Source organism: Kitasatospora sp. NPDC057904 (genome assembly GCF_042887925.1).
GTDB lineage: Bacteria > Actinomycetota > Actinomycetes > Streptomycetales > Streptomycetaceae > Kitasatospora.
On the sequence record NZ_JBHVOL010000008.1, the window covers coordinates 359,573 to 379,650 of the forward strand.

23 protein-coding genes are annotated in these 20,078 nt (G+C 73.9%); 11 read left to right on the forward strand and 12 right to left on the reverse strand.

The window, feature by feature from the left end; all coding sequences use genetic code 11:
• Window positions 1-8 precede the first annotated feature (8 nt).
• The 3 genes from ACFVSN_RS22590 to ACFVSN_RS22600 all read right to left on the reverse strand — a co-directional run bounded on the left by ACFVSN_RS22590 (window position 9) and on the right by ACFVSN_RS22600 (window position 2,107).
• Window positions 9-629: a hypothetical protein gene (locus ACFVSN_RS22590; protein WP_387593249.1), complete on the reverse strand. Its 621-nt coding sequence runs from the start codon at window positions 627-629 to the stop codon at window positions 9-11.
• A gap of 79 nt (window positions 630-708) precedes the next feature.
• Window positions 709-1,218, reverse strand: a complete 510-nt coding sequence (locus ACFVSN_RS22595) for a DUF1990 family protein (protein ID WP_387593108.1) — start codon at window positions 1,216-1,218, stop codon at window positions 709-711.
• 13 nt (window positions 1,219-1,231) lie between these two features.
• Entirely contained in the window at window positions 1,232-2,107 is an 876-nt protein-coding gene (locus tag ACFVSN_RS22600) for a YndJ family protein (RefSeq protein WP_380503654.1), read from the reverse strand.
• A 209-nt stretch (window positions 2,108-2,316) separates the two neighbouring features.
• On the opposite strand from ACFVSN_RS22600, the gene ACFVSN_RS22605 reads away from it, so the two are divergent.
• Entirely contained in the window at window positions 2,317-2,586 is a 270-nt protein-coding gene (locus ACFVSN_RS22605) for a DUF1876 domain-containing protein (RefSeq protein WP_380437379.1), read from the forward strand.
• Between the two features lie 277 nt (window positions 2,587-2,863).
• On the opposite strand, the gene ACFVSN_RS22610 is transcribed toward ACFVSN_RS22605, so the two are convergent.
• From ACFVSN_RS22610 to ACFVSN_RS22620, 3 genes are all read right to left on the reverse strand, one after another.
• Window positions 2,864-3,304, reverse strand: coding sequence for a PPOX class F420-dependent oxidoreductase (locus ACFVSN_RS22610; protein WP_380496934.1), 441 nt, complete (start codon window positions 3,302-3,304; stop codon window positions 2,864-2,866).
• A gap of 267 nt (window positions 3,305-3,571) precedes the next feature.
• Window positions 3,572-5,101, reverse strand: coding sequence for an MFS transporter (locus ACFVSN_RS22615; protein WP_380503648.1), 1,530 nt, complete (start codon window positions 5,099-5,101; stop codon window positions 3,572-3,574).
• Between the two features lie 159 nt (window positions 5,102-5,260).
• Window positions 5,261-5,944 carry a TetR/AcrR family transcriptional regulator gene (locus ACFVSN_RS22620; protein ID WP_380496936.1) on the reverse strand — a complete coding sequence of 228 codons (684 nt, stop codon included), beginning with the start codon at window positions 5,942-5,944 and terminating at the stop codon, window positions 5,261-5,263.
• 152 nt (window positions 5,945-6,096) lie between these two features.
• Between ACFVSN_RS22620 and ACFVSN_RS22625 the strand changes: the two genes are divergently transcribed.
• Window positions 6,097-6,672: a Uma2 family endonuclease gene (locus tag ACFVSN_RS22625; protein ID WP_387593103.1), complete on the forward strand. Its 576-nt coding sequence runs from the start codon at window positions 6,097-6,099 to the stop codon at window positions 6,670-6,672.
• A 124-nt stretch (window positions 6,673-6,796) separates the two neighbouring features.
• Window positions 6,797-7,585, forward strand: a complete 789-nt coding sequence (locus tag ACFVSN_RS22630; RefSeq protein WP_380437371.1) for a VOC family protein — start codon at window positions 6,797-6,799, stop codon at window positions 7,583-7,585.
• On the opposite strand, the gene ACFVSN_RS22635 is transcribed toward ACFVSN_RS22630, so the two are convergent.
• A complete protein-coding gene (locus ACFVSN_RS22635) occupies window positions 7,569-8,042 on the reverse strand; it encodes a hemerythrin domain-containing protein (protein WP_387593100.1) in 474 nt (157 codons plus the stop codon). The genes ACFVSN_RS22630 and ACFVSN_RS22635 overlap by 17 nt on opposite strands.
• A 95-nt stretch (window positions 8,043-8,137) precedes the next feature.
• Window positions 8,138-8,734: a TIGR03086 family metal-binding protein gene (locus ACFVSN_RS22640; protein ID WP_387593097.1), complete on the reverse strand. Its 597-nt coding sequence runs from the start codon at window positions 8,732-8,734 to the stop codon at window positions 8,138-8,140.
• A 185-nt stretch (window positions 8,735-8,919) separates the two neighbouring features.
• Here ACFVSN_RS22640 and ACFVSN_RS22645 point away from each other — a divergent pair, with 185 nt between their 5' ends.
• The gene (locus tag ACFVSN_RS22645) at window positions 8,920-9,489 is read left to right on the forward strand and encodes a DoxX family protein (RefSeq protein WP_380496942.1); all 570 of its coding nucleotides are present in this window, start codon (window positions 8,920-8,922) and stop codon (window positions 9,487-9,489) included.
• 72 nt (window positions 9,490-9,561) lie between these two features.
• Here the strand turns inward: ACFVSN_RS22645 and ACFVSN_RS22650 are convergent, their stop codons facing one another.
• The gene (locus ACFVSN_RS22650; RefSeq protein ID WP_387593094.1) at window positions 9,562-10,323 is read right to left on the reverse strand and encodes a PP2C family protein-serine/threonine phosphatase; all 762 of its coding nucleotides are present in this window, start codon (window positions 10,321-10,323) and stop codon (window positions 9,562-9,564) included.
• Between the two features lie 251 nt (window positions 10,324-10,574).
• On the opposite strand from ACFVSN_RS22650, the gene ACFVSN_RS22655 reads away from it, so the two are divergent.
• From ACFVSN_RS22655 to ACFVSN_RS22670, 4 genes are all read left to right on the forward strand, one after another.
• Window positions 10,575-11,582: a Dyp-type peroxidase gene (locus ACFVSN_RS22655; RefSeq protein ID WP_380503642.1), complete on the forward strand. Its 1,008-nt coding sequence runs from the start codon at window positions 10,575-10,577 to the stop codon at window positions 11,580-11,582.
• A gap of 16 nt (window positions 11,583-11,598) precedes the next feature.
• Window positions 11,599-12,444, forward strand: a complete 846-nt coding sequence (locus ACFVSN_RS22660; RefSeq protein WP_380437359.1) for a family 1 encapsulin nanocompartment shell protein — start codon at window positions 11,599-11,601, stop codon at window positions 12,442-12,444.
• Between the two features lie 195 nt (window positions 12,445-12,639).
• Window positions 12,640-13,425, forward strand: coding sequence for an electron transfer flavoprotein subunit beta/FixA family protein (locus ACFVSN_RS22665; protein ID WP_380503639.1), 786 nt, complete (start codon window positions 12,640-12,642; stop codon window positions 13,423-13,425).
• A gap of 48 nt (window positions 13,426-13,473) precedes the next feature.
• Window positions 13,474-14,436, forward strand: coding sequence for an electron transfer flavoprotein subunit alpha/FixB family protein (locus tag ACFVSN_RS22670; RefSeq protein ID WP_387956452.1), 963 nt, complete (start codon window positions 13,474-13,476; stop codon window positions 14,434-14,436).
• Window positions 14,437-14,631: 195 nt separating this feature from the next.
• Here the strand turns inward: ACFVSN_RS22670 and ACFVSN_RS22675 are convergent, their stop codons facing one another.
• Window positions 14,632-15,069 carry a hypothetical protein gene (locus ACFVSN_RS22675; RefSeq protein ID WP_380449005.1) on the reverse strand — a complete coding sequence of 146 codons (438 nt, stop codon included), beginning with the start codon at window positions 15,067-15,069 and terminating at the stop codon, window positions 14,632-14,634.
• A 155-nt stretch (window positions 15,070-15,224) separates the two neighbouring features.
• Between ACFVSN_RS22675 and ACFVSN_RS22680 the strand changes: the two genes are divergently transcribed.
• The 3 genes from ACFVSN_RS22680 (at window position 15,225) to ACFVSN_RS22690 (ending at window position 18,675) form a co-directional block, all read left to right on the forward strand.
• Window positions 15,225-16,376, forward strand: a complete 1,152-nt coding sequence (locus ACFVSN_RS22680) for an acyl-CoA dehydrogenase family protein (RefSeq protein WP_387956453.1) — start codon at window positions 15,225-15,227, stop codon at window positions 16,374-16,376.
• A gap of 57 nt (window positions 16,377-16,433) precedes the next feature.
• Window positions 16,434-17,171, forward strand: a complete 738-nt coding sequence (locus tag ACFVSN_RS22685; protein WP_380449001.1) for a TetR family transcriptional regulator — start codon at window positions 16,434-16,436, stop codon at window positions 17,169-17,171.
• Between the two features lie 148 nt (window positions 17,172-17,319).
• Window positions 17,320-18,675: a chloride channel protein gene (locus ACFVSN_RS22690; RefSeq protein WP_387601676.1), complete on the forward strand. Its 1,356-nt coding sequence runs from the start codon at window positions 17,320-17,322 to the stop codon at window positions 18,673-18,675.
• A 147-nt stretch (window positions 18,676-18,822) separates the two neighbouring features.
• Here the strand turns inward: ACFVSN_RS22690 and ACFVSN_RS22695 are convergent, their stop codons facing one another.
• A complete protein-coding gene (locus tag ACFVSN_RS22695; RefSeq protein ID WP_380509102.1) occupies window positions 18,823-19,200 on the reverse strand; it encodes a holo-ACP synthase in 378 nt (125 codons plus the stop codon).
• A gap of 44 nt (window positions 19,201-19,244) precedes the next feature.
• Window positions 19,245-20,069, reverse strand: coding sequence for a class I SAM-dependent methyltransferase (locus ACFVSN_RS22700; protein ID WP_387601673.1), 825 nt, complete (start codon window positions 20,067-20,069; stop codon window positions 19,245-19,247).
• Window positions 20,070-20,078 lie beyond the last annotated feature (9 nt).

Here is a 20,078-nt window from a genome sequence, read left to right on the forward strand (position 1 = left end):
TTCGGTGTTCAGTCCTCCGTCACCGGGTCGGGTATCCGCGCGAGCGCGGTGGCGATCCCGGCGGCGTGCTCCGGGAGGTACCGCTCGGCCCAGCGCTCGGCGAGCCCGACGAAGTCGCGCAGGTCCTGCTCGGCGCGCACGACCAGGGCGCGGAGCTCGTCGACGGGCACCTCGATGACCGGGCTGTCCTGCTTGAGGCCCATGTCGACGGTCAGCCGGACGACGTCGCCGAGGCGCTGGGCCAGCGGGGTCGGGCCGTGGCCGAAGCCGCCGGTGCCCTCGCCGTCGAGCACCTCCAGCCACTCGCGCCACTCTTCGAGGCCGTTGCAGCAGCCGGGGTCGAAGACCGTCCCGGTGGCGGTGTCGGTGACGCGGAAGCCGCCGGGTGCGTACGGGTACGGGCTGTTGAGCAGGCCGAACAGGAACGCGGCGACCGGGTCGTCCGCGTCGTCCGGGTCGGGGGCGTCGCCCTCCCAGGGCGTGGTGCCGTCGGCGATGCTCGCGAGCGCCGTGCCGACGTCGGTGGGCGCCGTCCGGCCGTCCACGACGATGAACCCGTAGGGCGTGGACGTGCCGATCGGCCACAGGTCGAAGTCGTCGAGGGCGGCGGCTTCCAGCACGGGCTGCATCAGGATCACCCCGGCATGATGGCGAATCGGCGGCCCGCCGCGCCATGGCTTTTCGCGGCCGCGCCACGGCCGGGCACCGTCACCCGGCGTCGGCGGCGATGTGCGCGAGCACCCGCCCGCACCGCCGGGCGAAGGCCTGCTGGGCGAGCGGCAGGACGGGCCCGGCCAGGCGGGCGTACAGGGCCACCGGGCGGCTGAACGCGGTGACCGTGAACCAGACCGCCCCGTCCGGCCCCAGCTCCACCCGGAACGTCTCCTCGCCGCTGGCCAGGTGGCCGCTGCGGGTGCCGTACGTGAGGCCGTAGCGGTCCGGGCCGGTCTCGGTGCGCAGGACCCGGTTCGGGGCGCCCGCGCGCAGCGGGCCGACGCCGATCGCGCACCGCACGGCGAGGCCGGGCACGGCGTCGGCGTCCGCGTCGATCCGCACGCCGGCCAGGCGGTGCATGCGCCAGCCGAGGATCGCGGCGCCGGCCACCTCCAGGGCGGCCCGGCCGTGGCCGATCCGCACACGGTGCGTCAAGTGGTTGTACCCGTCGGGCAGTTGACCGGTCGAGCTGGCGCCGGCTTCGGGGTAGCTGAGGTCGTCCACGGGAGGCCCTCGTTCATCGGTGGGTGGTGAGCGGGAGGTCGGTGCGCAGCGGCGGTGGTGTCTCCGCCTGCAGCCGGCGCCAGGCGAGCAGCGAGCACAGGGCGAAGCCCAGCGCGTTGCCGACGCCGTGGGTGGCGGCCATCCAGGTGAGCGTGGGGTGGGGCAGCCCGGACGCCTGGCCGAGGGCCCACCACAGGGCGAGCAGCATCGTGAGCGCGAGGACCGCCGAGGACACGGCGAGCAGGCGGGCGGTGACCGGGTCGGCCGTGCGGGTGCGCAGTTCGCGCCAGGTGAGGAGGCCGACGAGCCACATGCCGGTGGTGAGGACGACGGCGCCGGCGAACTGCATCCAGGCGCCGAGGAAGTAGCCGGCGAGGACCAGCAGCGTGCCCGCCGGGACGCTGAGCGCGGCGGCGCGGGCCGCCACGGAGTCCGGCGCGGCGGCCCGGCAGACGAGCCCGGCGACCAGGGCGGCGGTGAACCCGGCGAAGTGGAAGTGCGGGACGGTCAGCGCCAGGACGTGCGGCTCGAAGCCGAACAGCGGGTACCCGGCGCGCTCGGCGACCAGGGCCGTCCCGGCCACCGAGGGCGTGGCGAGCGCCATCAGGACGGCGATCTCGCGCGGTGCGAGCGAACGCGTGCGGGCCAGCCGCAGCGGCGCGTGGGCGGCGACGGCGAGCGTGCCGAGCAGGTACAGCACGGCGCACCCGGCCGCGAACCCGCCGCGCGGGAGCCAGAGCGACAGGGCCCCGGGGACGGCGGCGAGCGGCCAGAGCCGGCGGACGCGGGCGAGCCCGGGTCCGCCGATCAGGCCGAGGCCGAGCGGGACGACCGCGCCCATGCCGAGCAGGATCACCAGGTCGACCAGCTCGGTCGTGCCCCTCCCCATCCCTGACATCCCCGTCCCGGACAACCGGGCACCTCCTTGAACGTGTTCAAACTTACTCGCAGCCGCGACTCTACGCCGCCGACTTGAACGTGTTCAACTCGCCCCCCGGATCGCTCCGGACCGCTCCGGCCGGGTGCGGACCGCTCTGGCCTGGTGCGGACGCCGGGTGCGGCGCACTCTGGAGGAGTAACCGATGGAGGTGATCCGCCATGCAGACTCTGGTCGGTTGGCACATCGAGATGGAGTTCCGCGAGGAGGGCCCGCGGACGACCGCCGCCGCCCTGCTCCGGCTGAGCGACGGCAGCGAGGTGCGCGCCCACGGCTACAGCAGCCGCCACCCCTCGGACCCGGAACAGCTGCGGGTCGGCGAGGAGATCGCGGGGGCCCGGGCGCTCAACGACCTCGCGTCGCAGCTCCTGACCAAGGCCCACGGCGAGATCCAGGACGTCAGCCCGATCCCGACCCACCCGCTGACGTGACCGGCCCCGGCGGCGGCCCGGGTCCCCGCGGAGACGCGCGGGGGCACGCCCGGGAAGGCGAACGGGATCCGAACCGGCCGCGCATCCCGCTGATCTGTCCGCGCTGCGGGCACGAGCAACGGGTCGTGCCGGGCGGTCCCGAGCGGGCGGTCCGGGTCGTGCACGTGGCGACCGGCCGGGAGGCCTGCGAGCCCGGGGACCTGGCCCGGGCGCCGGACGACGGGGACTGAACCCGGGCCCTCGCGAGGGGGCGGCCGAAGGCGTGTCCGCCGCGGGTTCAGTTCGGGCAGTACGTCGTCGGCAGCTGCCACTCCGGCCCGACCAGCCGCTGCTCCAGCTCGTCGATCGTGATCCGGATGCCGACCGTCCCCGCGAGTCCGACCCGGAAGCGGCTGCGGGCCAGTACGAGCAGGGCCGTCAGGCCGTACTTGTTGATCAGCGAGGTGCGGTAGCGCGCGGTGGAGTCCGCGTCGCAGACCCGCGCCCGGGCCGGGATCCGGCGGCCGGTCGGGCGCCCGTGGGCGTCGCAGGGGCCTACCAGCACCCTGGGGTGGTGCCGGATCCGCTCGGCCGCGCCCGAGTGGGCCGGCGTCCAGACCCCGAGGGCCGGGCCGTCGGCGACCACCCAGATCTGCGACTCCAGGCGGCTGCCGTCGTCGCCGAACGTGGTGAGCAGCAGGTACCTGCTGTCGGAGAGCTGCTCGGTGCGGTCGTGCACGATGTCCTCCCGCTGGCGTGGGGGACCGGGGGCCGGACCGGTGACGGCGGCCCGCGGACATCTCGCGGTACCCGTCATTCTCGTCGATCGGGGCCGCCGCTTCGAGGGGGCGGGGGCTGCCCGGGTGCACCGGGCGCCCGGTCGGCCCGGAACGGCGAGAAGGACGGCGAACGGCCCGCCCGGAAAACGGCGAACGGCCCGCCCGGTGCCGTGAGACACCGGACGGGCCGCGTACGCACCCGGAGTTCCGCCCGTCGGGGCCGGGGGTCAGTGCGCCAGCACCGGCACCTCGACGGCCTCCTCGGCACCGGCGGCCGAGCCGCTCGTCGCGCCGGGACGGCCCGCGTTGACGAAGGTGAAGGCCACGGCCGAGGCCGCCACCAGGATCCCGAAGGACACCCAGATCGCGGTCGAGAAGCCGTGCACCATGCCCTGGAACTGCAGCACCTTGGCGGCGGCCGGGTCGGCCGCGGCGGCGGCGGTCAGGTGCGAGGCCAGCCAGCCCGTGGTGGCGCTGGCCGCGATGGTGTTCAGCAGCGCGGTGCCGATCGCGCCGCCGACCTGCTGCGAGGTGTTGACCATCGCCGAGGCCACGCCCGCGTCGCGCGGCTGCACGCCGTGCGTGGCGAGGCTCATGGCCGGCATGAACGCGGTGCCCATGCCGAGGCCCATCAGGATCAGGCCGGGCAGGATGTGGACCGGGTAGGAGGAGTCCAGGCCGATCTGGGTGAGGATCAGCATGCCGATCGAGGCGACCAGGAAGCCGGGCGCCATCAGGAAGCGCGCCGGGACCCGGGTCATCAGCCGGGCGCCGATCTGGGTCGAGCCGGTGATCATGCCCGCCACCATCGGCAGGAACGCGACGCCGGTCAGGACCGGGCTGTAGCCCAGCACGATCTGCAGGTAGTAGGTCAGGAACAGGAACAGGCCGAACATGCCGATCACGGCCATGCCGAGCGACAGGTAGACCCCGCCGCGGTTGCGGTCGAGCACCACGCGCAGCGGCAGCAGCGGGGCCTTCACCCGGCGCTCGACCACGACGAACGCGGTCAGCAGCAGGGCGGCGGCGACGAACAGGCCCAGCGTGCTGCCGGCCGTCCAGCCGCTCGTCTCGGCGCGGGTGAAGCCGTAGACCAAGGAGACCAGGCCGGTGGTCACCAGCAGCACGCCCGGGACGTCCAGGCGGTTGCGGTTGCGGCCCTCGGCGGGCTCGCGGATCACCAGGACGGCGCCCGCGGCGGCGATGATCGCGAACGGGATGTTGACGAAGAAGGTCCAGCGCCAGTTCATGTACTCGGTGAGCAGGCCGCCGAGGATCAGACCGATGGCGCCGCCGCCGCCGGCGATCGCGCCGTAGATGCCGAAGGCCTTGGCGCGCTCCTTGGCCTCGGTGAAGGTCACCGCGAGCAGGGACAGCGCGGCGGGCGCGAGCAGCGCGCCGAACGCGCCCTGGAGGGCGCGGGCGCCGAGCAGCATCGCGGTGTTGGCCGCGGCGCCGCCGAGTGCGGAGGCGAGGGCGAAGCCGGTCAGGCCGACGATGAAGGTGCGCTTGCGGCCCCACAGGTCGGCGATCCGGCCGCCGAACAGCAGGAGGCCGCCGAAGGCCAGCGCGTAGGCGGTGATGACCCACTGGCGGTTGCCGTCGGATATGCCGAGGTCGCGCTGGGCGGACGGCAGGGCGATGTTCACGATGGTCGCGTCGAGGACGACCATCAGCTGGGCGAGGCCGATGAAGATCAGCGCCTTCCAGCGCCTGGGATCGGGCAGCGTCGCCGGGCGGGCGTCGGTTTCGGGCATGGCGGTACTCACTTCACGGGTGCGTGCGGGGCGGGAGAGGGGTCGACGGGCTTACGGCGCGCGCGAGTCGGCGCCGTACGCGGGCATGCCGGGGTCAGGCCTCGCGGCCTGGGGGGCTCCGGTCGGTCGGGGGCGTGGGGCTCTGGGGGTCGGAACGGATCAGTGGTGGGCGGCCTGGAAGTCCTCGAAGGTGGCGGGCCGGCCGGGCAGGACCGAACGGGCGGGTGCCCGCAGGCCGTCCAGGAAGAGCTGGAGGTGCCGGTGCACGAAGTCGTCGAGCATCCGGCAAGAGGTGTTCGGCAGGGGACGGGAGAGCTGGGCGATCGCGATGAACAGGTCGCCGTGGTCGACGTCCGGCCGCAGCTCGCCCGCCGCGCGGGCCCGCTCCAGCAGGCCGCCGACGGCCGCGCGCATCCGGTCGCGGATCTCGACGACGTCCGGGTCGAACGGGTCCACCCGGGTGCCGAAGACCGTGCACAGCGCGCCGACCTTCTCCTCGACGGTCGCGTGCGCGAACCGCTGGAGCGCGTCGAACGGGCCGGTGCCGCCGTCCGCGTCCGCCTCGGCCGCCGCCGTCTCGGCGAGGGCCAGGATGCGGCCCTTGACGAGCAGCGCCACGGCCTTGATCAGCGACGTGCGGTCCGGGAAGTTCCGGTACAGCGTGGCGTTGCCGACCCCCGCCCGCTTCGCGATCTCGTCCAGCGGCACCTCGGCACCGTGCTCGACGAACGCGTCCCGGGCCGCCAGCACGATCCGCTCCCGGTTCCGGGTGGCATCGGCACGCAACTTGGGCGCCCGGACGCTCTCCGCGGAACGGGCCGGCTTGGTGGCGGCGGTGGTCACGACGACTGCTCCTCATCAGGATACCGGGGAACTTCTCCCCGCTTCTGCCTACAAGAGTCCAAACGGGGATTCCGTCCCCGGATATTTCGCCATCGAATGTGACCTGCATCACGATGCACTGTGTGTCGGGCTCGTGTCCTAGAGTCACCGCCATGAGCGTCGATCGGCCCCACATGCTGCCCGAAGAGTTCGATGAACTCGCCCGAATCGCTCCTCGTGCGGTCGAGGGCATCCGTCTGGAATTCCTCGGCGGGCGGCTGCGGGTGAAACCGTGGGCGGACGGCAATCACGGCTGCGTGCGGGAATGGCTGACCCGGCTGTTCCTCCGCGAGCGTCCGGACCTCTTCCTGCACGGTCAGGGCCTCAAGGTTCAGGAGGACCGCTGCGGGCGCGCCCTTCCGGACGGGGTGCTTGCTCCCAGCGAGGGGTTCGTCGGGCAGGGGGAGTGGGCCGAAGCCGGAAACGTGCTGATGGCCGTGGAGGTGACCCTCTATGACGTTGATGCCGATCGACACGCTCGCGTCGACAAGCCCGGGGCGTATGCCGGTGCCGGCATCCCCGTCTTTCTGCTGATCGACCGGGACAGCGCCGAGGTCAAGGTCTACAGCCAGCCCGACGGCGTCCGCTACGAGACCGTCCAGATCCTCCCCTTCGGCAAGACCGTGGATCTGCCCGAGCCCGTCGGCATCTCCCTGGACACCGAGCCGCTCAAGAACTGGGTGCGCTGAACGCGGCCGTGTCGGGCCGGGCGGGGGTACGTCCGTCGGCCTAGGCTGTGGGCGTCCCGGGCGGCCGGTGGGCCGCGGGTGTCGGGAGGGGCCCGGCGGCCGGGTGGTGGCGAGGAGGTCCGCGATGGGCAGCGGTGAGACCGCCCGGGTGCGCTGCGTGGCGGCCGTTCCGTGCTGGGTGAGCCTGACGGCCCGGGACCTGGGGGACGCGCAGGCGTTCTACGGGCCGCTGCTGGGCTGGGAGTTCGAGCCCGGGCCGGACCGCTTCGGCCCCTACGTGCACGCGGTGGTCGGCGGCGAGGCGGTGGCCGGGCTGGGTGTCGCGGGCGGCGGCTGGGCGATCCCGGTCGCGTGGACGAGCTACTTCGGGACGGAGAGCGCCGACGCCGCCGCCGACGCGGTGCGCGAGCGCGGGGCCACGCTGGCCGTCGGGCCGCTGGCCTTCGACGTCGGGCGGATCGCGTTCGCCGCGGACCCGGCCGGCGCCGCGTTCGGCATCTGGGAGGGCCCGCCGGGCCGGGCCCGGCGGCTGGACCTGCCGGGCGCCCCGGTCTGGATCGAGCTGCGCACCCCGGACCCGTTCGCCGCGGCCCTGTTCTACGGCGAGGTGTTCCGCTGGGACGGCCGCGACCCGGAGCGGTTCGACGTGCGCTGGGAGCACGACCGGGTGGTGCTGCGGGCGGAGGGCCACAGCGTCGCGGCGCTCGCCAAGGAGCAGGCGGGCGGCCCGGCGGGTGCGCCGCCGCACTGGGAGGTGTCGTTCTCCGTCGAGGACACCGACCGGGCGATCGTGATGGCCGAAGAGCTGGGCGGTTCGGCGCTCGGCCCCGCCTTCGACTCCCCGTACGGGCGGGTGGCCCGCCTCCAGGACCCGGCGGGCGGCCGGTTCGCGGTGATCAGCCCGAAGGGCTAGCCGGGCCGGCCTCGGCGATCTCCTCGCGGTCGGCCCGCAGCCGCTCGCCGAGCGCCGCGCGGGCCGCCGCGGGCAGGGCCTTGCGGGCGGCGGGGAAGAGCTGCTTCTCCTCGGTCGCGTGGTGCCGCCGGACGGTGTCGGCGAGTCCGCCGAGGAGGGTGGCGAAGGCGGGGTCGCCGGGGGAGAGCCCCTGCAGGTCGGACAGGTACTGCCCGATCGCCAGGTGGTCGTGGATGCAGCCGAAGACCAGCGCCCCGCCGTCGGGCACGTCGTGCTGGACGACCGGGAAGAGGTGCTCCTCCTCGGCGGCGCAGTGGGTGAACAGCAGGTCGGTGAGCGTCGCCAGCAGGTCGGTGCGCTCGGCGGTGCTGTCGGGCGCGGACTCGATCCGGGTGAGCAGCTCGGCGACCGCCCGGTGGTCGGCGGTGAACTCGCCGAGGATGTCCGGCCTGCGCATGGCACGCCCGCCTCTCGCACGGAAACGTCCCCCTGGCTACCTCCAGTGTCCGGCATCGGCTGGCGTGGACGGCGAATCCGCAGGTCATCGGCCTCCTAGGGGTGGTCGCGGCGCCCGGTGAGGGCGAGCAGGCGGGTCTGGGGGTCCGCGTCGTCCGGGACGGGGACGGGCGGGGCGAACGCGCCGGTGCCCGACAGGTCGCCGTAGCCGCCGAGCGCGGCGAGGGCGAAGTCGACGAGGCCGGCGGGCAGCCGGGTCGGGTGGCCGACGCCCTCGGCGAGGTCCCAGGCGTGGATGACGAGGTCGGTGGTGACCTGGTCCAGGTAGTACTGCCCGGAGACGTCCCCGAACGACAGGTGGACGGTGAGCCCGGTGGCGCCGGGGACGGCGAAGGCGTGCCTGGCGGCGTCGGCGGCGGCCGTCCACGCGGCGACCGGGTCGTCGCCGAGGACGTCGCCGTCGAAGCGGCCGCCGACCTCCGCGACGGTGGCGCCCATCAGCAGTTCGGGGATCCACAGTTGCTCGCCGGTGAGGTGGTTGACGAGGTCGCGGACGGACCAGTCGGTGCACGGGGTGGGGGCGTCCCACTGGCCGGGGCCGATCAGCCGGACCTGCTCGCCGAAGGCGGCGAGGGCCTCGGGGTAGGGCGTGCCGGGAATCGCGGCCAGTTCGTGGTGCGCGCTTTCAGCCATGCCTCCACCCTGCCCCGCGCAGGGCCGGGCCCGCGAGTTGTCGGCGCGCCGTCAGTTGTTCAAATTCGAACTCCAAGGTACGGTCGAGGAGCGGCCGGTTCAACGTTAAACAAAGCGGGGTGTCCGAGCTCGGCCGCATCACCACACCCGCCCCGCGACCGACCCCCCCATCGATGGAGACGCGCATGCCGAGCAGCAGCCCGAGCACGACCGCCCCCACCACTTCCGCCCGTTCGAACCGGGTGACCTCCGGGCCGGCGGAGACCTCCCCGCACGCCTACGACGCCGGGCTCCTGCTCCTGCGCCTCGTGCTCGGCCTGACCATGGCCGCGCACGGCAGTCAGAAGCTGTTCGGCTGGTTCGGCGGCGGCGGGATCGACGGCACCGGCCAGTTCTTCACCGCGAGCGGCTACCCGGCGGGCAACGCCATGGCCGTCGTCGCGGGCCTCACCGAGACGGCGGGCGGCCTCGCGCTCGCGATCGGCCTGCTCACCCCGCTGGCCGGCGCCGCGATCCTCGGCACGATGGTCAACGCGATAGCCGTCACCTGGGGCGGCGGCTTCTTCCTGCCGAAGGGCAACGAGTACGAGCTGCTGCTCACGGCCGGCGCCGCCGCGCTCGCCCTGACCGGCCCCGGCCGCTACGCCGTGGACCGCTTCCTGCCGGTGGTGCGGGCGCACCGCCTGGCGTACGGCGCGGCCGCCGTCGTGGTCGGACTGGTGACCGCGGGCGCGATCCTGCTGCTCCGCAAGTAGGCATCAACTCCCTTGCAGTGAAGCCGTGGTGACGGATCGTCACCACGGCTTCGCCGTTCGCTCCGCGCCCGGTCACCCGCCGATCCGCACCAGCGCCAGCGTGATGTTGTCCGGCCCGCCGGCCTCGATCGCGGCCCGCCACAGCTCGAACGCCGCCTTTCCGTCCGACCGGTCCGAGTCCCCGGAGGTCCGGGCCAGCAGGTCGGCGAGTTCCTCCTCGGGCACCGGGTCGGTCAGCCCGTCGCTGCACACCAGGTAGCGGTCGCCGGCGGCGAGCGGGGCCGTCCGCACGTGCGGTTCGACGAAGGTCAGGCCGAGCGAGCCGCCCAGCGTCTGGGTGACCATCGAGGTGGTGCGCCGGCCTGGCGGCAGCGGCGGGCTGTCGTCCACGCTCACCAGCCGCAGGCCGTCCGCGGTGACCCGGTAGACCCGGCTGTCGCCGACGTTGAACGCCACCGCCCGCTCGGGCAGCAGCACCAGGCCGGCCACCGTCGTGCCCATCGCGGCCAGCTCCGGCTCCTCGGCGGCGGCCGCGTAGACGGCGCGGTTGCACTCCTGGAGCTCCTCGCGGACCGCCTCCTCGTCGCCGAGCCCGGGACCGTCCGCGGCGAGCCGGCGGGCCACCAGCGCGCTCGCCACCTCGCCGCCGGGGTGGCCGCCGAGGCCGTCGGCGACCGCGACGACGCAGGGCGGGCCGAACGGGAAGAGCAGGGTCTGCGGGTTGGTGGTCACCGTGGCGCAGAGCGTCCACGGTCCGATCGTGAGGCTGTCCTCGTTGTGCTCGCGCACCAGGCCCTCGTGGCTCAGCGCGCTCACCGCGATGTACGGCGCCATCGGTTCGCCGCCCTTCGGGAGCTCTCATCCCATTGTCGGGGGGACCCGCGGCCCGGCGCGAAGCGGGAAGTGGACGCCCGAAGCAGGGCGCGGGACGGGAACCGCGACAGATCGAAGGTTCGACGACCGGCCTCGCGCCCAGGTGCGCGCCGCCCGCGCCGATCCTCCCGCCCTGCGGTGTAATCGTACGAATGATCAGATTCGCGCCTTCCTGACGGCGCCTTCCTGACGTCCCCCGGAGGGAACCGCCCATGCAGCCCGAGCCGCCCGAGCCGCAAGCCGTCCTGTCCCCGCTGACCGGCGCGGCCGTCTTCCTCGTGCTCACCGTGCACTCCGGCGGCGAGGACACCGTCCGCGCCCTCCTGCCCGACCTCGCCGGACTGCGCCGTTCGGTCGGCTTCCGCGCTCCCGAGGGTGGTCTGACCTGCGTCACCGGCATCGGCTCGGACGCCTGGGACCGGCTCTTCGCGGGCCCGAGGCCGGCCGGGCTGCACCCGTTCCGCGAGGTGGCCGGCGCCCGCCACCGCGCCCCGGCCACCCCCGGCGACCTCCTGCTGCACGTGCGGGCCGAGCGGACGGACCTGTGCTTCGAGCTCGCCGCCCGGCTCACCGAGCGCCTCGCGGGCGCGGCCGCCGTCGTCGACTCCGTCCAGGGCTTCCAGTACTTCGACGACCGCGACCTGCTCGGCTTCGTCGACGGCACCGAGAACCCCGAGGGCCGCGCCGCCGAGACCGCCGCGCTGGTCGGCGACGAGGACCCGGGCTTCGCCGGCGGCAGCTACGTCGTCGTCCAGAAGTACCTGCACGACCTCGACAAGTGGAACGCGCTGAGCACCGAGGAGCAGGAGGGGGCGGTCGGGCGCACCAAGCTCGGCGACATCGAGCTCGACGACGACGTCAAGCCCGCCGACTCGCACGTCGCGCTCACCGTCCTCACCGGGCCGGACGGCGGGGAGCGGAAGATCGTCCGCTTCAACATGCCGTTCGGCTCCTTCGAGCGCGGCGGCGAGTACGGCACCTACTTCATCGGCTACGCGCGCACCCCCGAGGTGACCGAGGAGATGCTGCGCAATATGTTCGTCGGCCGCCCGCCCGGCACCACCGACCGGCTGCTCGACTTCTCCACCGCCGTCACCGGCTCGCTGTTCTTCGTCCCGACCGCCGACTTCCTCGACACCCCTCCGCCCCCGCCGCCCGGGCCGGGCGCCGTCCCGGGGGACGGCTCGCTCGGCATCGGCAGCCTCAAGCGGACCCCCTGACAAGGACCTTCGCACCATGGACAACCTGCACCGGGACCTCGCCCCCGTCTCCGCCGCCGCCTGGGCCGAGATCGAGGAGGAGGCCCGCCAGACCTTCACCCTGCACGTCGCCGGCCGCCGCGCCGTCGATCTGCGCGGCCCCGACGGCGCCGGGCTGGCCGCCGTCGGCACCGGCCACCTCGCCGCGATCGACCCGCCCGCCGACGGCGTCCTGGCCCACGCCCGCGAGGCCCGGCCGGTGGTCGAGCTCCGCGTCCCGTTCACCGTCGCGCGCGAGGCCGTCGACGACGTCGAGCGCGGCGCCCGCGACTCCGACTGGCAGCCGGTCAAGGACGCCGCCCGCACCCTCGCCCTCGCCGAGGACCGCGCCGTCTTCGAGGGCTACCGGGCCGCCGCGATCGAGGGCATCCGCGCCGCCGCCACCAACCCGCCCGTCCCGCTCCCGGCCGACGTCCGCGACTACCCCAACGCCGTCAGCCGCGCCCTCACGGCGCTGCGCCTCGCGGGCGTCGGCGGCCCGTACTCGCTGCTCCTCGGCGCGGACGCGTTCACCGCCGTCAACGAGACCAGCGACCACGGCTACCCCGTCCACAACCACCTCGCCCGGCTCCTGGACGGCGAGATCATCTGGGCCCCCGCCATCGAGGGCGCCCTCCTGCTCTCCGCCCGCGGCGGCGACTTCGAACTCGTCCTCGGCCAGGACGTCTCGGTCGGCTACCTCTCCCACGACGCCGACTCCGTCCGGCTGTACCTCCAGGAGTCGCTCACCTTCCGCGTCCACACCGGCGAGGCCGCCGTGGCCCTGGGCGGACCGGCGCCGCAGGACGGCCCGAGGGCCCCGGGCCACCGTGAAGGGTACTGAGTTCCTTTACGAGGGGTACTGAGTGCCGTATTGTCGTCCCGGAGCCTCTGACGCCAGTCGAAGAGAGCCGACACGGCATGCCGGTCCAGGTGGCGCTTGCGGGCGCATGGCGCGGCCGGGCCGGGATTGGCACTCAGTACCCTCGGCATGACCTGAGGCCAAGGATCCAGTGCACCCGTGACAGGAGAACCGCTCATGACCTTGAGGATCGTCGTCTGTGTGAAGCACGTGCCGGACGCGACGGGTGACCGTCGTTTCGCGGACGACCACACCACCGACCGGGAGGGCGTGGACGGCCTCCTGTCGGAGCTGGACGAGTACGGCGTGGAGCAGGCGCTGCGGATCGCGGAGGCGAACGAGGGCGCCGAGGTGACCGTGCTGACGGTGGGGCCGGACGACGCGAAGGACGCGCTGCGCAAGGCGCTGTCGATGGGGGCGGACAAGGCCGTGCACGTGAACGACGACGACATCCACGGTTCGGACGTGATCGGGACGTCGGCCGTCCTGGCGAAGGCGCTGGAGAAGACCGGGTTCGACCTGGTGATCGGTGGCATGGCGTCGACGGACGGTTCGATGGGTGTGCTGCCGGCGCTGCTGGCGGAGCGTCTGGGTGTGCCGCAGGTGACGCTGCTGTCGGAGGTGTCGGTCGAGGGCGGCGTGGTGCGGGGCCGTCGTGACGGTGACGCGGCGACGGAGCTGGTCGAGGCGTCGCTGCCGGCGGTCGTGTCGGTGACGGACCAGTCGGGCGAGGCCCGGTACCCGTCGTTCAAGGGCATCATGGCGGCGAAGAAGAAGCCGGTGCAGTCGCTGGACCTGGACGACCTGGGCATCGAGGCGGACGAGGTCGGTCTGGCGGGCGCGTGGACGGCGGTCGACTCGGTGGTGGCGCGTCCGGCGCGCACCGCGGGCACGGTCGTCAAGGACGAGGGCGAGGGCGGCAAGCAGCTCGCCGCCTTCCTCGCGGACCAGAAGTTCATCTGAGCCGCGCCCCCCACACCCCGCCCCAGCGAAACACGGAGACATTGAGCAATGGCTGAGATTCTCGTTCTGGTCGACCACGCCGACGGCGCCGTCCGCAAGCCGGCCCTGGAGCTGCTGACCCTGGCCCGCCGCATCGGCGAGCCGTCGGCGGTCGTCCTCGGTGCCGGTGGCGCCGCGGCCGACATCGCCGCCAAGGCCGCCGAGTTCGGCGCCGCGAAGGTGTACGTCGCCGACGGCGCCGAGTTCGCCGACCAGCTGGTCGTCCCCAAGGTGGACGCCCTGGCCCAGATCGCCAAGGCCGGCGCTCCGGCCGCCGTCCTGGTCACCTCGTCCGGCGAGGGCAAGGAGATCGCCGCCCGCGTCGCCCTGCGCCTCGGTTCCGGCATCATCACCGACGCGGTGGACCTCCGCGCGGGCGACGAGGGCCCGGTCGCCACCCAGTCGGTGTTCGCCGCCTCGTACACCGTCGACTCGCGCGTCAGCAACGGCGTGCCGGTCATCGCCGTCAAGCCGAACGCCGTCGCCCCGGAGGCCGCCCCGGCCGCCGGCGCGGTCGAGGACGTGTCGGTGGAGTTCACCGGCAACGCCGCCAAGGTCGTCTCGCGCACCCCGCGCGTGTCCACCGGCCGCCCGGAGCTGACCGAGGCCGCCATCGTGGTCTCCGGCGGCCGCGGCGTCGGTGCCGCCGAGGGCTTCGGCGTCGTCGAGGAGCTCGCCGACTCGCTCGGCGCGGCCGTCGGCGCCTCGCGCGCCGCCGTCGACGCGGGCTGGTACCCGCACACCAGCCAGGTCGGCCAGACCGGCAAGCAGGTCTCGCCGCAGCTGTACGTGGCCAACGGCATCTCCGGCGCGATCCAGCACCGGGCCGGCATGCAGACCTCGAAGACCATCGTGGCCGTCAACAAGGACCCCGAGGCCCCGATCTTCGAGCTGGTCGACTACGGCGTCGTCGGCGACCTGTTCGCCGTCCTGCCGCAGCTCACCGCCGAGGTGAAGGCCCGCAAGGCCTGATCCGCCCCGCACGAGCGCGGAGGGCGTGGCACCGGGTACCCGGTGCCACGCCCTCCGGCGTTCCCTGGCCCCTTCCCGGGGCCCGGTCGGACCTCTTCGGGACCTCTTCGGGACCTTTTGGGGAGCTTTCGGGACCTTTTGGGAGCGCGCGAGCCTGTTCGGCTATCCGGCTATCCGGCTATCCGGCTATCCCGGCTATTCGGCGAAGGCCGCGAGGTGCTGGGTGAAACCGCCCTGGCTCGGCGGCAGCGGCCGCGGCTCGGTGCACACCACCGGCTGCGGCTCCTCCACCGGCAGCAGCCGCAGCTCCGGGTTCTCCGCCGCGCCGGGCGCCGGCAGCAGGCGGACCTTGGTGCCCACCGGCACGGTGCTGCGCAGCCCGTCGACGATGCACCAGACGTCGAACCCCTCGGCCATCCGGATCAGCGACTTCTGCCGCGCCAGCGGTGTCCTGGCCTGCTCGACCTCGCAGCGCCGCACGACGCCGGTGCCCTCGCTGGGCTCCAGCCGCAGGTCGGTGGAGCCGCAGGTGGGGCAGAGCAGCCGCTGGAAGGTCGGGTTGCTGCACCAGGCGCAGCGCTGGAAGTACAGCGTGGTGCTCTCGCAGACGTCGTCGATGGCTGAGTGGACCACGGTGTCATCTCCCTGCGCTCGGACGGCTTCGGCAGCAAAAGAATAGGGAACTCAGTGCCGCTATGTGAAGGCACTGAGTTCCCTTTTTGCTGCGCGCGTGCATAATGAAGGGTACTGAGTACCGTCAGTGCCGTCCCGAAACAGGAGCGCCGTTCATGAGCCAGGACTTCGATCTCTTCCGTATCTCCGAGGAGCACGGGATGCTCCGTGAGGCGGTGCGCGGGCTGGCCGAGGCGAAGATCGCTCCGTTCGCGGCGGAGGTGGACGAGCAGGGCCGGTTCCCGCAGGAGGCGCTGGAGGCGTTGCAGGGTAATGACCTGCACGCGGTGCACGTGCCGGAGGAGTTCGGGGGTGCGGGGGCGGACGCGCTGGCGACGGTGATCGTGATCGAGGAGGTCGCGCGGGTGTGCGCGTCGTCGTCGTTGATCCCGGCGGTGAACAAGCTGGGGTCGCTGCCGGTGCAGCTGTCGGGCTCGGAGGAACTGAAGGCGAAGTACCTGGGGGCGCTGGCGCGTGGTGAGGGGATGTTCTCGTACTGCCTGTCGGAGCCGGAGGCGGGTTCGGACGCGGCGGGGATGAGGACGCGTGCGGTGCGCGACGGTGACTTCTGGGTGCTGAACGGGGTGAAGCGCTGGATCACGAACGCGGGTGTGTCGGAGTTCTACACGGTGATGGCGGTGACGGACCCGGACAAGCGGTCGAAGGGGATCTCGGCGTTCGTGGTGGAGAAGGGCGACGAGGGTGTGTCGTTCGGTGCTCCGGAGAAGAAGCTGGGGATCAAGGGGTCGCCGACGCGTGAGGTGTACTTCGACAACGTGCGGATTCCGGCGGACCGGATGATCGGTGCGGAGGGGACGGGTTTCGCGACGGCGATGCGGACGCTGGACCACACGCGGGTGACGATCGCGGCGCAGGCGGTCGGGATCGCGCAGGGGGCGCTGGACTACGCGAAGGGCTATGTGCAGGAGCGCCGGCAGTTCGGGAAGGCGATCGCGGAGTTCCAGGGGGTCCAGTTCATGCTGGCGGACATGGCGATGAAGCTGGAGGCGGCGCGTCAGCTGACGTACGCGGCGGCGGCGAAGTCGCAGCGCGGGGATGGGGACCTGACGTTCTTCGGTGCGGCGGCGAAGTGCTTCGCGTCGGACGCGGCGATGGAGATCACGACGGACGCGGTGCAGCTGCTGGGCGGGTACGGGTACACGCGGGACTACCCGGTGGAGCGGATGATGCGCGACGCGAAGATCACGCAGATCTACGAGGGCACCAACCAGGTCCAGCGCATCGTCATGGCCCGCAACCTGCCGTAACACGCAGGGCACCGGCCCTTCGGGGCCGGTGCCGCGCCGCGGTGTAAGTTCCCGGGAATGAGCGAGAAGGAAGAGCAGGACCTGCCCATGAACGACGGGCCCTCGAAGCCGGCGATGCGCGAGGCGCTCGTGGCCGCGGCCTTCGAGCTCTTCCTGGACCGCGGCTTCGAACAGACCACCGTCGACGACATCGTGTCCCTCGCCGGGGTCGGCAGGCGCTCCTTCTTCCGCTACTTCCCGGCCAAGGAGGACGTGGTCTTCCCCGACCACGAGCGCAGCCTGGCCGAGATGACGGAGTTCCTGGACTCCGGCACCGGCGAGGAGGACCCGGTCCGGCACGCCTGCGGCGCGGCCCGCCTCGTCCTGCGGATGTACGCCGAACAGCCGTCCTTCTCCGTCCAGCGCTACCGGCTCACCCGCAAGGTGCCGGGCCTCCGCGCGTACGAGCTGTCGGTGGTGTGGCGCTACGAGCACACCCTCGCGGCCTACCTGCGCGGCCGGTTCGCCGACCGCCCGGACGGGCCGCTGCGCGCCGACGTGATCGCCGCCGCCGTCGTCGCCGCGCACAACCACGCCCTGCGGACCTGGCTGCGCTCGGGCGGGGAGAGCGACTGGGTGGCCGAGGTGGACAGCGCGATGGCCTTCGTCGTCGACACCTGGAGCGACCGCCCCGCCGACGGCGCCGGCGACGCCGACCAGGACGACGTCGTCGTCCTGGTGGCCAGCCGCAAGGCGCCGTTGTGGCGGATGGTCCAGGGCATCGAGAGCGCGCTGGGGGAGTCCCGGCAGGTCTGACCGGCCTCCGCCCGCGCCCCCCGTTCGGCGCAACCCGCCGCCGGCACCGCCCGGTTGGCGCACCGTGGCGCTGCGAGCCGCCGGGCTCCGGGCGAGACTCGGTCCCAGGACGGGGCCGGGCGGGCCCCGGGAGCGCGAAGGAGCGGCCATGCCCGGGACGCCGGAGCGGGGCAGCGCCGGTCCCGGCCTGCGCGAGGTGCTGCTGCACCGGGGCTACCTCGGCCTGCTGGTGGTCTCGGCGCTGGTCGGCGTGCCGATCTCGCTGGCCGCCTTCGGCTTCGTCGGCCTGGAACACGAACTCCAGCACTGGGTCTGGGAGAGCCTGCCGGACGCGGCCGGGTACGACCGCGCCCCCTGGTGGTGGCCGCTGCCCGCGCTGCTGCTGGCCGGCCTCTTGCTCGTCCCGGTCGTCACCCGCCTTCCGGGGCGCGGCGGGCACGTTCCGGTGGACGGGCTCGGCGGCCCGCCCGGCCTGCCGCGGGAAGTCCCCGGCGTGCTGCTCGCCGCACTCGCCTGCCTGCCGCTCGGCGCCGTGCTCGGCCCGGAGGCGCCGCTGATGGCGATGGGCGGCGGCCTCGCGCTGCTCGCGGTCCGGTCCGCCCGGCGGGAACGGCAGCCGCGGCTCGTGCCGGTGCTGGGCGCGGCCGGCTCGGCGGCGGCGATCGCCACCATCTTCGGCAGTCCGCTGGTGGCGGGCGTGATGCTGATCGAGGCGGCCGGACTGGGCGGCCCGCAACTCGTCGTGCTGGTTCTTCCCTGCCTGCTCGCGAGCGGTGTCGGCGCGCTGGTCTTCACCGGCTTCGGGCACTGGACGGGCCTGTCGATCGGCGCGCTCTCGCTGCCGCACGTCCCGAAGAGCGGCGTCCCCGACCCGGGGGACTTCCTGTGGGGCGTTCCGCTGGCCGTCGTGATCGCCGCGGTCTGCGTCGCCGGGCAGGCGCTCGGCCGACGGGTCAAGGCCTACACCACCGGCACCCCGCACCGGACCGCCGTGCGCACCGTCCTGTGCGCGCTCGCCGTCGGCGGCTGCCTGGCCGTGTACGCGCTGATCACCGGCCGTACGCCGGAGGAGGCCGCGCTCTCCGGGCAGGCCACGCTGGGCGCGCTCGCCGCCGACCCGGCGTCCTGGCCGATCGGGGTGCTGCTCGCGCTGGTCGCGTGCAAGGCCGTCGCCTGGGGCGTCGCGCTGGGCAGTCTGCGGGGCGGCCCGATCTTCCCGGCGATCCTGCTCGGCGCGGCGCTCGGGGTGGCCTGTGCGCCGCTGCCCGGCTTCGGCACCGCGCCCGGCCTCGCCGTCGGCCTGGTCGCCGCCGGCGCCTCCGTCACCCGGCTGCCCGTCACCAGCACTGTGCTGGCGGCGATGCTGCTGGGCGGGGAGGCGGCGAACCTGATGCCGCTGCTGATCGTCGCCGGGGTGACGGCCTTCATCGCCGGCGAACTGCTCCGCGGCCTCGCCGCCGGCACCCCTGCACCGGCAGGGCCCGCGGCGGCCCGAGCGGGCTGACCGCGGCCGCCCGCGAGTCGGCCCGGGCCCGCCGGCGAGCTCCCGTCGCCGCCCGGAGGGTGGGCCGGGCGGCGGTGCGGGAGGTGCCCGCCGGTGGTGGGGAAGTACCGTCCGGTGGGCGGGAGTTCGACGGCGGGCCCGGGGTGTTCAGGCCCCCGGGTGGGCGAGGGCCGCGGCGAGGACGAGGTCGCGCTTGTGCGTGATCGACACCTGGACACCGGCCACGCCGAGGCCGGCCGCCCAGGTGGCGGCGGCGCCGGACAGCCGGACCACCGGGGCGCCGCCGTCCGAGCGCAGGACGGCGACGTCCCGCGGCCGGATGCCGCCCGTGAAGCCGGTGCCGAGGGCCTTCAGCACCGCCTCCTTGGCGGCGAACCGCCCGGCCAGGAACTCCCGCGCCCGCTCGGGGCCGAACGCCTCGGCGGTGGCCAGCTCGGCCGCGTCGTAGACGAAGGCCCGGAACCAGGGCCGGCGGAGCAGCCGGTCCAGTTCGCCGATGTGCAGCAGATCGACCCCGATCCACACGGCCGGCTACTCCGGGTCCGCGCCGGTGGTGGCCCGGCGGCCCGTCACGAGGCGGCGATCTCGGCGCGGATGAGCCAGAGCCGGTTGGCGCCGCGGCGGTTGCGCGGCTGGACGTCGTAGGGCCAGCGGCCCTGGCCGGCGCCGGGCTGGCCGGGCTCGCTGACGTCGACGGCCTTCCAGCCGTTGGCGGTCAGGAACTCCTCGGGCTCGTCGCTGCCGAAGATCCACGGGGTGCCGTCGGCGGCGAGCGTGTCCAGGAAGGGCTTGGAGAAGGGACTGCGCAGCAGGGCCCGGCCGAGGATGTCGAACGCGAGGCGGCTGCCGGGGGCGGAGGCCGAGGCGAGGAGCCGCAGGAAGCCCGCGGCCTGCTCGTCGGTGAGGAAGAAGGTGAGGGCCTCGGCGATCCACAGGGTGGGGCGGGTGCGGTCGAAGCCGGCGGCTTCGAGGGTGGGCAGCCAGTCCTGGGTGAGGTCGGCGGAGACCTCGCGGCGGTCGGTGCGGGGTTCGGCGCCGAGGGCGTCGAGGCGGCGGCGCTTCTCGGTGATGAGGGGGCCGTGGTCGACCTCGTAGAGCTCGGTGCCGTCGGGCCAGTCGAGGCGGTAGGCGCGGGTGTCCATGCCGGCGGCGATGAGGACGACCTGCCGGATTCCGCCCTCGGCGAGGATGTCGCGGATGGCGTCGTCCAGGTAGCGGGTCCTGATCGAGATGAACGGCAGGACACCGCCTCCGGCGTAGCGCTCGATCAGTTCGAAGCCCTTGGGGGCGGCGAGGTCGCGGGCGAGGGGGTCGGTGAAGAGGGCGTCCTCGCGTTCGGACTCCTGGGCGCGGGCGGCGGCCATCCACTGGGCGGTGTAGGAAACGGCGTGCATGGGTGGTCC